We start from the raw sequence: 14,323 nt of genomic DNA, 5'->3' as shown, positions 1-14,323 counted from the left end.
TATCAAACTATATTTTCCCCAGCAATACGTTTTCCCAATTCAGGGCATTGGTGCTACTTAATATTATATTTAACATTATCTGTGATTTTTCACACAAAAAGAGCTGTTTCTATTAAAACACAGAAATCAGCTCTTTACCATACTACCTATTTACAATTTTTAATCTTTTAGTACTCTCTTTATATCTGATATTATTAAATCTTCACTTAAATGATAACGTTCATATAGCTCTTTTAGTGGCACACTATCAGTAAATTCCTTAGTTGCACCAAAGTTTAAAACTTTCATATTTTTATCTCCATAGAATCTAGATATTTTTTCACCAAATCCACCATCTAGTATTCCATCTTCTAAAGTTATTACTAATTTGTGATTTTCTTGTAATTCATTTAGTAAATCTTCATCCACACCAGTTATAAATCTTGGATTTATTAATGTGGCATTTATACCAAGTGATTTTAATTTGTTGTGCACTTTTTTACCTAAGTGGAAGAATGTTCCAAGACCTATTATGGCTACTTCACTTCCTTCTTCAACTTTAACATATTTATTTAATTCATCAAAGTTAGGTTCAACGTCTATACCAGTTGATACTACTTCCATATTTGGAACACGTATTGCTACTGGGTGCTTATCTTGTTCTATTGCCCAATCAACCATGGCAAGATGCTCCTCTTTTGTAGTTGGAGCCAAATATACTATGTTTGGAATATTAGATATTAGTGGTATATCAAATAACCCTAAGTGAGTTACGTCTCCTCCACTTATTCCTCCCCAGTAAACCATTATAGTTGCTGGATTATTGTTTATGGAAAGATCTTGAGATAGTTGGTCATATGTTCTTTGTATAAATGAACTTATAAATCCTGCCACTGGTTTTGCACCTCTCTTTGCCATACCTGATGCAAGTGCTATGGCATGTTCTTCTGCTATACCAACATCCACATATTGATCTTGTAATTCACTTCTAAATCTATTTACTCCAACTATTCCTGGAGTTGCCGCTGTAATTGCTACTATAGACTTATCCTTTTTAGCTTTTTCTATTAAAAAATCTTCTGTAATGTCTCCATAAGTTTTAACATATTCATCTGTTGATTCTTCATCTTTATTTTCCAAGTCAAAAGGCATTACCCAGTGGAATGCTTCTTTGTTTACTTCTGCATCTTTATATCCCTTGCCTTTTAATGTCTTCATATGAATAACTACTGGATGGTCTGTATCTTTAACTTTTTCAAAAGTTTCTATTAAAGATTCTAAATTGTTTCCATCTTTAACAAAGTGATATTCAAAACCTAAAGATTTAAAGAAATTATTTTCTGCTTTTCCTTCACTTTCACGAAGTTTAGCTAGGTTTTCATAAAGTCCACCGTGATTTTCTGCAATGGACATATTGTTATCATTTACTAATATTATTATATTTTTATTAGATGCAGCTGCATTGTTTAATCCCTCGTAAGCTTCTCCTCCACTTAGAGAACCATCTCCTATTATAGCTACTATATTTTCTTTCCCTCCTAATGCATCACGACCTTTTGCCAAACCACAAGCTAAACTTATGGAAGTCGATGTGTGACCTATAGTAAAGAAGTCATGGTCACTTTCCTTTGGTTCACTGTATCCTGTAACAGTTTTAAATTTTTCAGGGTTTATAAATGCTTCTTTTCTTCCTGTTAGTATTTTATGTGTATATGATTGATGAGAAACATCGTATACGAATTTATCAACAGGTGAATTAAACACATAGTGAAGAGCTATAGTTGCTTCCACCATACCTAAGTTTGGGCCAAAGTGCCCTCCTGTTGTACTTACTTTTTTAATTAATACATCTCTTATTTCAGATGATAATAAATTTAAATCTTCTCTTGAAAAAGATTTTAAATCTTTTGGTTCATTAATTTTATTTAAAATATTTAATGTCATATTTATCTCCTTGTAGTTTATTTTTTCTTCCTATGTTTGAAATTATAATATTTGGAGTTAACTCCAAGTCAATAGCTTTTTTAATTTTTTTTTTAATTTAATAAAAATATTAATATTATACATAGGTTTAATTTATTTAATATTATCTTTTTTTTGTAATAAATAGGAATTATTAAAATAATGTTATATAAGTTTTAAATATGCTAATCCTATATTTATACATGACATAAAAAGTGGAGGACACAATATGGATCTTAATGCTAAAATAGCCTTTAATAATCTTAAAATGGAAATAGCCAATGAATTAGGATACAACTATAACAATATTACAGATAAAGTAGAAAGTAACGCTCCCCAAGACACTATAATGGGTCACGCTAAAAATGTGCTAGCTGGAGAGCAAGTTGGCGGTCAAATGAGTAAAAAATTAGTAGAGCTTGGAGAAAAAGCTTTATTAGATAAATATAATTCACAAAACTAGTTATTTATATTTTAAAACAAATAAGCTGTCTCCCAAAATGGTGAGACAGCTTTATATTCTTAATTTAATAATATATTTTTTATTTTCTTTGAGTACATAATCACTAATATAAGTGTTGAAATTGGTATGGCTAAAAATACGGCTAACTGAGGCGAAATGTTCATAATATTATATTTTGAAAATATTAAAGGTATAATTATAGTAAGTGGTATAAGTAGTACAACCTGTCTAATTAACTCTATCTTACTTGCACTTACTTCGTCGCCTGACACCTGCATAAATGTAATTAAAGCATATAAAATTCCCAGTAATGGAAAACCTACTAACACTATTCTAATTATAGGTGTTGCTAATGCTACTAAATTTATGTCATTAGTAAATAGCTTAGAAACATTACCTGCAAATAAATATATTAGTATAGTTGTACTTATAGAATATATTAAGCTATATTTTATAATCTTATGTTTTGCATCTCTCTCTTTGTTCTTATCATTTTTGCCATGGAAATATGCTATTACAGATTGAGCTCCTTGCGTTAATCCTATAAGTGGTAAAAGAATAACCATATTTATATTGCTACAAATAGACCAGGCTCCTATGTATGAAACACTACCGTATTTTATTAAAACTTTGTTTATTATTAATCCACTTATACTATTTAATGACTGCATTAAAAACTGAACAAAGCCTATTTTCACTAAACTTACTAGTATGTTTTTAAACTCTAAATAATCCAAATGACTTCTTTTTATCCATAACTTTTTCTTTAGTAGAAATATTATGGAAAATCCAAAGTAAAATATTTCGCTTATTAATGTGGATAGTGCAATTCCAACAATGCCCATATTAAACACTAATGTTAGTATTATATTAAAAACAATATTTATAATAGTAGATAAAACTCCAACTATAACTTCAATTTTGGGATATCCAAATGCTCTTATATTGTTAACTAACATATAGCCAACTGAGCTAAATACGTTAAATATTATGGCTATGTTTAAAAACTCTTTCGCCAAAACTTTAACTTGACCACTTGCTCCAAGAATATTTAATAACTGATCTTGAAGTAAGAATATAATTATAGATATTGCCGTACTAGATATACAGCTGGAATAAAAACCCACCTTAAAAGTATTATTTATTTTTTCTTTATTATTTTCTCCAAGTCCTTTTGATATAACTATACTTGTTGAAACTCCAAATATTAATTGAGCTGCAATTAACAATAAAAGTATGGGATTAAGAATACCCATAGCTGATAATGCGATACTACTCATGCTTCCCAAATGTCCTGCAAATGCAGTGTCTATCATTGATGTTAATGATTCGAGAACTAAAGAGCATATAGTTGGCAATGAGTAGAGAGCTATCAACTGCTGTATAGATTTTTTTTCAAATATATTTTCATTAGTCATACTTATTTTCTCCTAAACAAAGCAGTAAACCTGTGTATTTACACAGGAAGTTATCAATTAATTTTAGAAGTAGTCTGAAAAATATGTAGTTTGTTGTTCTATTGAATCCTCCAACATGTCTACTGTTTCATGACTACAAGAAATACGTCCTATTTTATATAAATAGTCTGGACGCTTATATCCAAGCAACATTGTTGCCATTGTTTGAATATCTATTTTATCATCTGTTTGTTTTGAAGTACGTGTGACTTTTCCCTTTCCATCAGAATCTATAGTAAGTATGAAATTTCCCTGGTTCCATGAAAGAAGAGGGTCATCCATTTTAAATATCCACTCTCTTTTTATTGTGTCTGGTTTAAATGGATATTGTTCAATAAAACCTGCTAAATCCACAATACGAGCCATAAAGTATGGAGATATTGTTTCTTTAATATCTGCATCTTCAAGTAAAAATGCCAAAGGTTCATCTGTGTAAGTGTATCCTTTAACTTTAGTTATCATTGAAAAATGTGCACTTATAAAATTCCAAAGACCTGTACGAGCTTCTTCATTAATAGATATCATATCTTTTATATGGAATATTTCTTCTTTTATCCAATAAAGTATATATCCATCTGGTTCATTTTTTTCATTGTAGTATACGGCAGCCATTAAGTCGTCTGAATCCCACAGCCAATACTCATTCCAAGCTAAATCATCTCTAATTAATGCTCCATGTGTTTGAAGCGCAAATCTCTCATAAGCCTTTTTTACTTCTTCACTATCTACATCAACTCTCTCCACATCTCCAGATACTTGTTTTATTTTAGGAAGTTGATAATCATTGATTTCATAAGCGATTCTATCAGAAATAATTTCCCATCCTTTTCTACGATAATATGGTATAGAGTAAGGATATAAATAAGATATAGTCTGTTTTCTTTCTTTCATATTTTTTAATGCCTGATATAATAATTTGTGCATAAGCCCCTGATTAGCATACTCTGGATATGTACCCACACCAGTAAGTCCACCCATATCATAAGTTCTATTAAATATACGAACTTTCATAGGATAAACAGCTACTTGAGATATTAACTTGTCACCATCAAACCACCCAGAAACATCAGCTTTTTTCAATGTTGGGGATTTGGCCCGAATAATTTCTTTTTCTTCCCATCCTATTTCTTGTAGATCTTGATCAGTTACTTGAAAAACATATCTTAATAACTGATTGTATTGCTCTAGATGTTCTACGCCTACTGGCTTCATCTTTAATTCTCTCTTTCTTATCATATAATTCCCTCCATTTTATTCAATTTTCTTATCATATTTAAAATAATATTTAAATTTCACTATATATATAATTGTAAACCTAGGGGTTACCCCAATGTCAATCTTAATCTTTAATATTTATTTTCAACTCTGTTATATTATTTGATTGTTAATATGAACTATGCACACTCATTATAATAAAATTCCTTTTGAACTATCTATTACAATTATATCATAATGATTATATTGTAATTAAAAAGTAGTTACTAGGATTTCACTTCTAGTAACTACTTTTTAAACTCTCCACTTTTCACAGTCCCACACTTTATTAACAATATCTTTGTAAAATTCCTTGTCATGACTTACTAAGATTATGCTGCCTTCATATGCAATAAGGGCTCTTTTTAATTCTTCCTTTGCTTGAACATCCAAATGGTTAGTGGGTTCATCTAAGAAAAGTATATTACTTGGTTTATTTATGACTTGGCAGAGTCTAACTTTTGCCTGCTCACCACCACTTAGAACAGAAACTTCACTGTTAATATGTTCATCAGTCAAACCACATCTTGCAAGGATTTTTCTTACATCTGTTCTATTCATATGAGGATATTCATTCCAAACTTCATCTAAAACAATATTATCACTTGCAAATACTTCTTGTTCATAATAGCCCATATCTATGTGATCGTCTAAGATGACTTTCCCACCTATTGGGTTTATGATTCCCATCAAACTTTTTAATAGTGTTGTTTTTCCTATTCCATTTGCACCTGTAATTGCTATTTTATCATCTCTTTCCATTTGTAAGTTTAAAGGCTTTGTAAGAGGTTTATCATAGCCTATAACAAGATTTTTTGTTTTGAAAAGAACTTGCCATGGTGCTTTAGAGTATTTAAAATTAAAATGTGGCTTAGGTTTAATTTTATTAATTTCAATTTTACTCATTTTTTTAAGTTTCTTTTCCCTTGATTTTGCCTGAGCTGCTGTTGCTGCTCTTGTTTTATTTTTTCTAATATAATCTTCCAATTTATTAATTTCATTTTGTTGCTTATTATAATCTCTTTGCAATTGCTCTTTTTGCAATTCATGCTGTTCTAAAAACTTTTCATAATTACCCACATACCTTGTTAATTTCTTATTTTCCAGATTATAAATTATATTTACTACCTCATTCATAAATTCAGTATCATGAGAAATAAGAATAAATGCATTTTCATAACTTTTCAAATAAGATTCTAGCCAATCAATATTTTCTTCATCTAAATGATTTGTAGGTTCATCCAGCAGTAAAATATCTGGCTTTTCTAATAATAATTTGGCAAGCAATACTTTACTTCTTTGACCACCACTTAAGTTGTTAGGATTTCTCCATAAAAATTCTTTTATTCCTATACCATATGCAATTGCATCCACCTTGGAATCTATACTATAAAAATCACTTTCCTCTAAAACACCTTGCAAATTTGATGCTTTATCCATTATTTTTTGTAGTTCATCTTCTCTTGCAAATTCCATTTTTTCGTATAACTCTGTTATATTAGCTTCCATTGAATACAAATCTTTAAAAGCACTTTTTAAAAATTGCCCCACACTTTCATAGTCATCTATATTAACATTTTGATCCATATAACCCACACTTATTTTACTATTCCACTCTATAATCCCACTGTCTGGTAAAAGTTCATTTGTAATAAGCTTCATAAAACTTGTCTTTCCTTCTCCATTTGCCCCTACAAGGCCTATGTGTTCTCCTCTCAATAATTTGAAAGATACATCATTAAACAATATTTTATCCCCAAATCCTTGGGTCAAGTTATCTACACTTAAAATACTCATAGTCATCACTTCCTTTGTCTTTTTACATAATACTTACAAGTATATATTAAGACTTTTGACATGTAATAGCCAAGTTCATACATATTTCTGTATTAAACTTGCACAAAAATAGCTAAATTTATCATATGTAAATTTAGCTATTTTTGTTGGGAGTCTCACCTAAACCAAGTTAAGTCAACTCCTTGGCAATATTTCATTTTCACTATTTCTTTAGTGATCTTATTATTCTTCTAATACTTGATTCTGTAAGATAATACTCCTTTGCCAAGTCCTTTACAGATTTGCCACTAGAATATTTGATTAATATTTCTTCGTTACGTTTTTTTAATTCCCTTTTTGTGTTTGTATTTTCTCCCCAAGATTTTTTGTTTTTCTTAGGAATATATATATAACCACCTTCAACATACTCTTGTAAGATTTCAATTATATTTGAAGGTAAAATATCTTGCGCTTTTTCATACTTCATAAGTTTTAGCTCCCATCTACATTTTTTATTTGTAAATTAAGCAACAACTTATAGAAAACATGCGCTCTTTTTATTTGAAATTTACTCTATACAAATACTACATGTTTTCTTAGTTATTGCATAGAGCTTACTTCATTCATTCTCTTCATAAACATTCTTACCACCTCTCTTTAAATTTATATTAAAATAATCTATTTATATTCGAATATCCCCTGTTTATAAATATCGTACCAAAAGATATAATAGTTATAATAACAGGTATTTGATAACATGCTAAAGCAAATACTTTACTTTTTAAACTCCCCTTATTTCTTTTTGAAAATAATAAAAAAATCATTATTATTCCATATCCGATCATGCAGCCTAAAGCATTATTTATAATATCATCAATCTCAAATATACCTCTCTTACTTACTAATTGAAGTACTTCGATAAAAATCGTCATACATAATCCTAAAAAATAAGTAATATAAAACTTTTCACATTTTTTGAAAAGTAAAGGCAGCATAATCCCAAGGGGAACAAACATCAATATATTAAGAATTAAGTTCCTAAGTTCTAGTAAGGAAAATCTATTCCACACTTTTATATAAGAACTAAATATATGTAGATTTATATTTTCATACATTCCAGGTATTCTATGAACAAATGTAGCTCCAAGTACCATAACTATATAAATTAAAAATATACTCCATAATAAAACTTTACTGGTATTTAATTTTTTAGTGCCTTTCATAATCTTCTTATATATTAAAAAGTATATTATCAAGAATATACCAATTCCAATGGACACACTTCCTATGCCTAGTAAAAAATATTCACTGGCCATGTGAATAATTGATGAGATTCGCAATTTGCTGCCTCCTTATGTAATATATTTCTAGCTCATCTATAAATTCTAGTTACTTTTTTAGTTTATCATATGCTTTCATAACTTTATATTACAATATGGTAATTTGCAATTATTTCTATCTAAAATAAATAAGAATTTATAGGTAGCCCTCATCTTTTATTTTTTTAGCTTTCTTTACAATAATAATAAGCTTACTAAACTTGTTATTAGAAATTTTCTTAAACACTTTATTTTTAGTATTAACATAATAATAGCAAAATTTTATTATTGGTAAATCTAAATAGGCTATTTAATTATTTTCAAAAGAATCTTATCACTTGAATAATCTAGTTTATATAAGTAATCAGATATAAGAATAAACACAATACTGTGTCTTTTAGATAATACACCCCTATTGGAATCTTCTAAATCATCCATCATATTAGGACAATTTATTAATCATAATTATTAACTATATCCAATATTGTGAATTTCAATGGCTTGAAATACAATAAATTATCTCTTTATAGAATTCTGTTATTGGTTGGCTCATCATTTCAACATTAAGAATAATTATTATCTTTATATTATTTACTAATCTCCTTACATAAGATTAAAAATTTTACTTATTTTTTTCTAATTCTTCAATTTTTCCTTTTGCATAATCTAATTCATGTTTCATAGTAGTTACATCGTGATTTAATTCATTTATCTGATTAGATAATGATAAAAATCCCCAAAATACTATTAATAACAAAACTAAACATACATATAGTTGTTTCCTTACTGCTTTTAAAATTTCATCTTTACTTAAATATTTTTTCATTGTAAACCTCCCTCTAAGACTGCCAAATATTAACTCCTTATAAAGCAAATTAATATTATATTATTTATTCAAATACTACCATCTAAATAAATTAAAAAAATATCAATCAATAACTATTGTATCATAGTCAATAATTTAACATTCCAATCAAAATAAATTATATATATATTATTTTTTATATTTAAAAAAGAGCACATATTATGCTCCTTAGTTTAGAATATATTTAAAGTTCATTTTTCTCTCCTAATATGTAAGATGTAACTCCATTTGAAGCACATCTTCTTTAACAAGGTTATCCTGCCACACAAATCCACCTGTAACTGTATTTGTTTCTGCAAATCCTAAAGACTTGTAAACATGAATTGCCCTACTATTACTTTTTAACACATCAAGCTCAATCTTTTTATATCCGTATGATTTTGATAAATCAATAATTTGTTTTAAAGCATTACTTCCAATGCCTCTTCCTCTATATTCAGGTAGTATACCCATACCTAAATAACCGATTGTTTCTGTTTTTGGTGAAACATCACACCAACCAACACATTTGTCATTTTCTAAATCAATTATGAACAAATGTGGAAAGCCTTTAATTATGGCATCCTTTATAAATTCAACTGTGCTTTCAAAAGGAAATGCTTCATTCATGGCTAAATATTTTCTTTCTTTTGCTACTGTATCAAATGTCTCCCAATATGAGGGAATATATTGTTCTTGTGGTTTTATAAATTTTACTTTTCTCATCGTCCAATCCCCCTTTTTTAATATCTAATTTGTAATCTTGCATAAGATAGCATACTTACACAGTTTTGCTACTTTACTTGACCTATTTTGTCAAATGGAAATATTCTAATAAAAACTTCTCCTACAACATCATCTAATGAGATAGCTCCTATATATGATTGTCTACTATCATCACTATTTTCTCTATTATCTCCCATAGCAAAAATATGGTTGTCAGGTACAATAATATCTATATCTCCATCTGTATATACATCTACTAAATAATCTTCTTCTAAGTGTTTACCATTTATATAAACATTGTTATCTTTTATAACCAAATGCTCCCCTGGTAGTGCAATAACCCTTTTTACTAAATTCTTTTTTGAACTAGAATTATTGCCACTTAAATCTGCTTTAAAAACGATAACGTCACCACGTTGTGGCATATGACTTTTATAAGCCAATCTATTTATAAATAAATAATCATTATTTTTTAATGTGGGATACATAGATTGACCACTTACCATTGTTGGCTGAGCTACTATATTTATACATATAGCTATTGCTCCTGATATACATATAGTTCTAATCCAATCTATAATCTCATCCTTAACCTTTTTATTCAAAATAATATCCTCCTTAGTAGATTTTCTTATGGAGTATACTGCAACCATATATTTAATATATTGTCGCTATTTTGAAAAAATCCTTTTATGTATTATATGAAATATAATACATAAATCTAGTTAATGTCTCACTTTGTGACATAGATGCTTATCTTTCTTCACTACTGTATTTTTTACAAGAATTTTCTAACTTACTAGATATTTTTATTTTGTAAATAACATTGGAGTGTACCTTATTCCATCTGTTATTTGTTCTTCTTGCATTGCTGAGAATCCAAGGTGTTTATAAACTTCTATAGCATAAGGAGAAGAATTAACAGTAATGGCATCTCTTGTACTATTTTGAATAACTGCTTCAAATAGTTTTCGTCCAATCCCTTGTTTATGATATTCACCTTTTACAAAAAATAATGCGATATGATTACCTGCATTTCTAGTTGCAATAATACCTATTAGTAATTTGTCTTTATATGCACCAAACCATTCTAAAGAACCAACCCATTCAACATCATTGATACATTTTTTAAATGTTTCAATCCCCCTTTTAGAATAATCTGGTGCTTCATATTGCATAAATACATTTATTACTAGGTCCAAGGCTTGTGAAATATCACATCCTTTTAACTTTTTTATATCCATATACACACCTTCCATAAATATAAAAATCCCTCATTATAAATTAACACTTGTAACTCTTAATAAAACTATACATTATCTCTAATAACCTGACATGGATTTCCATAGGCTATTTTATTCGATGGTATATCTTTTGTTACTATACTTCCTGCACCAATTACCACATTATCACCTATAGTCACTCCAGGCATAATAATTGCCCCACCACCAATCCAAACATTATTTCCAATTATAACAGGCGCTGTTTGAGTTTTGCAAAACTCAAAAGAACCATCTTCTCTTACTTGCCCAAATCTATCTTTTGCATTTGTTGGATGAAAGGCCGTATATATTTGCACATTAGGTGCAATAAGAGCGTTATCTCCTATGATAATTTTATTGTCATCTAAAAAAGTACAATTCATGTTTACTTCACAATTATTTCCAAAATATATATTATTACCATAGTCCACAAAAAACGGTGAAGTAATCCAAAGATTATCACCTCTTCCACCCAATAACTCAGTTAAAATATTGTTTTTTTCCTCTAGTTTTTCTGAATCTAATTTATTATAATCTCTAATTAAATTTTTTGCTTTGTGCCATTGAGTTAGTAATTCACTATCCCCACAATCATAAAGCTCTCCTGCTAACATTTTTTCTCTTTCAGTCATCTTATTTCCTCCATAACATTCATTAGCTTTGCTATATCTTTTATATAAATTTCAGAAACTACTTTCTTAATTAAAGTTTTTGTCTAGTAAAATCTATTTATATTTCCCATATACATATAAATCATAAATATTATTATTTTTAAAAACAGCGTTCTTCATAATCCCTTCTAAAGCGAACCCGTTTTTTTCAAGAACACGTTGTGATGCCACATTTGGTTTATATACTAAACCTGTAATCCTTACAATATCCAGCTGTGTAAATGCAATATGAGTAATTTGCTTTACTGCTTCTGTCATTATACCCTTTGACCAGTTTTTTGATAATAAAAGATATCCGATTTCAGCATCTTTTACATATACATCATCCTTTACTTCCACTGATATATTTCCCACATATTCCTTATCAACAACAATTGCTCTAAAAATGCCTTTTTGACCTTCACTTTCTTGAGCCATATTTAACCACCAGTTTGCATCCTTTTCTGTATATGGAAAAGGTATTCTGTTTGATAAAAATTTTCTATCTACATTATTACATATATTTGCTAATATGTGTTTATCATCCAATGTCCATTTTTTTAAGACAACTTCCATACATATCCCTCCAACATTTATTTAAATCATGTAGATTTATATTCCCCCTTCTAATTATTTAAAACAATTGTAGCATAGTAATTAGTTTATAACATTATACAAAAAAGTGGTGTCCATAAGAACACCATTTAATCTATTTCTTAATAATATCTATTTAATTCTTTAATACATTACAAATTGCTATTTTCTCTGCTTTTAAAGAGTTTTAGTAAAATAGTGCCTATTTCCTGTTACAGGATAATTTTCTAATACAAAGACTTCCTTATATCCATGTTTTCTATAAAATTCAGGCGCTTGAAAGCTAAAAGTATCTAAAAATGAATACTTACAACCACGCTCTTTTGCTGTCTTTTCTGCTTGACTTAGAATATCACTTCCTATATTTTGTCCTCTCATTTCTTCACTTACCCACAAAAACTTTATAGATAACCAATTACCGTGTGTATTTCCAATTAAGCCAGCAATTTTTTGCCCTTCTTCATCTTGTAAATAAATTCCTAAATCTCTTGGATTTTTATCTTCAATTCTTGCTAGATTATACCCCAATAATTCTTTAAAAATAATATTTTCATCTTCTTCTGTGATTTTATCAGTAATTTCAAGCTTCATTCAATTCACCTCTTTTTATTAGAATTGATAATTACTTTAATAAAGAAGTAATTTCATCTAAACAATATATATTTAACACATGAATAGCTCTTGAGCAGCAAGTATAAAAAAGTAATCTTTCATCTTCAATGTTATAGTTCTTGTTGCTTGCATCGTATATAACATATTCATCTTAATTAAGAATGTATCTAGATGCTTAAACAAATCTTTGTAGATTTCAATTAAATTAAACTCTGTCATTTGAGAAATTTTATAATAAACATCTTTTAAACTTTTTTTACTACTGAGGTACTTTTTTCTATCATTTCTTCTCTTTCTATACAATCTCCAGATTCAAAAATCTCCTAAAAAGTATTTAATATGGCGCTGGATTATATTTAGTATATATTCCTGTAGCAACAAACACAATTATAAATACTACAATCAATCCAACTATACTTACACCGCCTGAGTTTTCCAATCTATTATTTTTTATATCATTATCTAAGCTCATTGCATCATTCACCTTTTTTTCACAGTGTTTAAAATATATGTAATTTCCGTAAACCCCACATATTAAACGGATTATTAAAGACACTGATGTTTCATATTTACCTATGTACATCAGTAATATCTTTATACCTAAAGCAACAAACCCTTCTACATACATTTTCCTATAAACTAACCAACTAAAGGAAAAGAAAAATCCAGCAAAATTCCAGCTTTCTTTATTCTCATTTTCTTTTAGATTTTCAAATTTTGGAATATAATAGTCACTTTTTCCTTGAACTACCTTAGAAAAATCTTCATTGTTAATCATAAATTTATTGCCCCATTTCTGTAATATATTTTAGCTTATGTGACTTTGTGGTCATTTAAATTTTTCCCCTGAAAAAAGCGAAACAACTATGTTATCTCGCTATTGAGTCTATAAATGTTTATATTCTAAACTAAATTACTAACTTCATAATTATCTCATCATCGTCAACTTCACCTGTATCTTTAAACCCTAGTTTCTCATAAATATGAATTGCTTTATAATTTTTCATATTACAAGTTAATATAATATCATTTGATTTTCCAAATGGTTTTTGCTTTATATAATCTACACACAATTCTAAAGCTTTCCTTCCATACCCTTTGTTTTGATACTTTTCGTCTATCATCATGTGCCAAATATTATAAGTTTCTTCATCATAATCATAAATAACCATAACATATCCCACCATAATGTTTTCTTTGTATATAGCAAAAGGGGTACATTGATTATAATATACGTATGCTTGTGCCAAGCTACGAATAGGATGAGATACAAATTTTTCTTGTTCTACTTTAAGCTTTAAATTAAAGCACTCTACAAAATTACTTTCATCAATCTTTTTTAAAATTAATTCTTTATTCATAAATTTCCTCCATTAATTTATGGGGGATTACTTATTCTTTATCCCCCTATTATTAAAATAACTT

Annotated in this window: 17 protein-coding genes; 1 reads left to right on the top strand and 16 read right to left on the bottom strand. The window is 28.3% G+C overall.

All coding sequences use genetic code 11. The features are described 5' to 3' along the window. Positions 1–159: 159 nt before the first annotated feature. The gene (locus JW646_RS15840; protein WP_228415623.1) at positions 160–1,923 is read right to left on the bottom strand and encodes a 1-deoxy-D-xylulose-5-phosphate synthase; all 1,764 of its coding nucleotides are present in this window, start codon (positions 1,921–1,923) and stop codon (positions 160–162) included. A gap of 247 nt (positions 1,924–2,170) precedes the next feature. On the opposite strand from JW646_RS15840, the gene JW646_RS15835 reads away from it, so the two are divergent. Continuing rightward, positions 2,171–2,404: a small, acid-soluble spore protein, alpha/beta type gene (locus tag JW646_RS15835; protein WP_018590242.1), complete on the top strand. Its 234-nt coding sequence runs from the start codon at positions 2,171–2,173 to the stop codon at positions 2,402–2,404. Positions 2,405–2,463: 59 nt separating this feature from the next. Here JW646_RS15835 and JW646_RS15830 read toward each other — a convergent pair whose 3' ends face one another. The 15 genes from JW646_RS15830 to JW646_RS15760 all read right to left on the bottom strand — a co-directional run bounded on the left by JW646_RS15830 (position 2,464) and on the right by JW646_RS15760 (position 14,259). Next, positions 2,464–3,822: an MATE family efflux transporter gene (locus tag JW646_RS15830; RefSeq protein ID WP_074915810.1), complete on the bottom strand. Its 1,359-nt coding sequence runs from the start codon at positions 3,820–3,822 to the stop codon at positions 2,464–2,466. A gap of 63 nt (positions 3,823–3,885) precedes the next feature. Beyond that, positions 3,886–5,097: a GNAT family N-acetyltransferase gene (locus tag JW646_RS15825; protein WP_148556441.1), complete on the bottom strand. Its 1,212-nt coding sequence runs from the start codon at positions 5,095–5,097 to the stop codon at positions 3,886–3,888. A gap of 273 nt (positions 5,098–5,370) precedes the next feature. Next, on the bottom strand, positions 5,371–6,912 hold the full coding sequence (locus tag JW646_RS15820; protein WP_228415622.1) for an ABC-F family ATP-binding cassette domain-containing protein: 1,542 nt from the start codon (positions 6,910–6,912) through the stop codon (positions 5,371–5,373). Between the two features lie 202 nt (positions 6,913–7,114). Next, positions 7,115–7,378 (bottom strand): CD3324 family protein, encoded by a 264-nt coding sequence (locus tag JW646_RS15815; protein ID WP_148556439.1) that lies wholly within the window; start codon positions 7,376–7,378, stop codon positions 7,115–7,117. 181 nt (positions 7,379–7,559) lie between these two features. Next, on the bottom strand, positions 7,560–8,231 hold the full coding sequence (locus tag JW646_RS15810) for a VanZ family protein (RefSeq protein WP_228415621.1): 672 nt from the start codon (positions 8,229–8,231) through the stop codon (positions 7,560–7,562). Between the two features lie 601 nt (positions 8,232–8,832). Beyond that, complete coding sequence (locus tag JW646_RS15805) at positions 8,833–9,036, bottom strand: hypothetical protein (protein WP_074915799.1); 204 nt, start codon at positions 9,034–9,036, stop codon at positions 8,833–8,835. Between the two features lie 243 nt (positions 9,037–9,279). Next, positions 9,280–9,780 (bottom strand): GNAT family N-acetyltransferase, encoded by a 501-nt coding sequence (locus tag JW646_RS15800; protein WP_148556436.1) that lies wholly within the window; start codon positions 9,778–9,780, stop codon positions 9,280–9,282. 68 nt (positions 9,781–9,848) lie between these two features. Next, complete coding sequence (gene lepB, locus JW646_RS15795) at positions 9,849–10,385, bottom strand: signal peptidase I (protein ID WP_074915795.1); 537 nt, start codon at positions 10,383–10,385, stop codon at positions 9,849–9,851. Between the two features lie 204 nt (positions 10,386–10,589). After that, positions 10,590–11,024 (bottom strand): GNAT family N-acetyltransferase, encoded by a 435-nt coding sequence (locus JW646_RS15790; RefSeq protein ID WP_148556435.1) that lies wholly within the window; start codon positions 11,022–11,024, stop codon positions 10,590–10,592. Between the two features lie 65 nt (positions 11,025–11,089). Beyond that, entirely contained in the window at positions 11,090–11,674 is a 585-nt protein-coding gene (locus JW646_RS15785) for a sugar O-acetyltransferase (protein ID WP_148556434.1), read from the bottom strand. Between the two features lie 93 nt (positions 11,675–11,767). Further along, the gene (locus JW646_RS15780; protein WP_148556433.1) at positions 11,768–12,268 is read right to left on the bottom strand and encodes a GNAT family N-acetyltransferase; all 501 of its coding nucleotides are present in this window, start codon (positions 12,266–12,268) and stop codon (positions 11,768–11,770) included. 195 nt (positions 12,269–12,463) lie between these two features. Further along, on the bottom strand, positions 12,464–12,877 hold the full coding sequence (locus JW646_RS15775; RefSeq protein WP_148556432.1) for a GNAT family N-acetyltransferase: 414 nt from the start codon (positions 12,875–12,877) through the stop codon (positions 12,464–12,466). Positions 12,878–12,949: 72 nt separating this feature from the next. Beyond that, entirely contained in the window at positions 12,950–13,117 is a 168-nt protein-coding gene (locus JW646_RS15770; RefSeq protein ID WP_228415620.1) for a hypothetical protein, read from the bottom strand. 115 nt (positions 13,118–13,232) lie between these two features. Continuing rightward, positions 13,233–13,676, bottom strand: coding sequence for a DUF2628 domain-containing protein (locus tag JW646_RS15765; RefSeq protein ID WP_148556430.1), 444 nt, complete (start codon positions 13,674–13,676; stop codon positions 13,233–13,235). Between the two features lie 130 nt (positions 13,677–13,806). Then, a complete protein-coding gene (locus JW646_RS15760) occupies positions 13,807–14,259 on the bottom strand; it encodes a GNAT family N-acetyltransferase (protein ID WP_148556429.1) in 453 nt (150 codons plus the stop codon). Positions 14,260–14,323: the final 64 nt, after the last annotated feature.

It is taken from the genome of Terrisporobacter hibernicus, from assembly GCF_020809405.1.
GTDB classification, from domain to species: Bacteria; Bacillota; Clostridia; order Peptostreptococcales; family Peptostreptococcaceae; genus Terrisporobacter; species Terrisporobacter petrolearius.
This window is presented reverse-complemented; position numbering and strand designations above follow the sequence as displayed.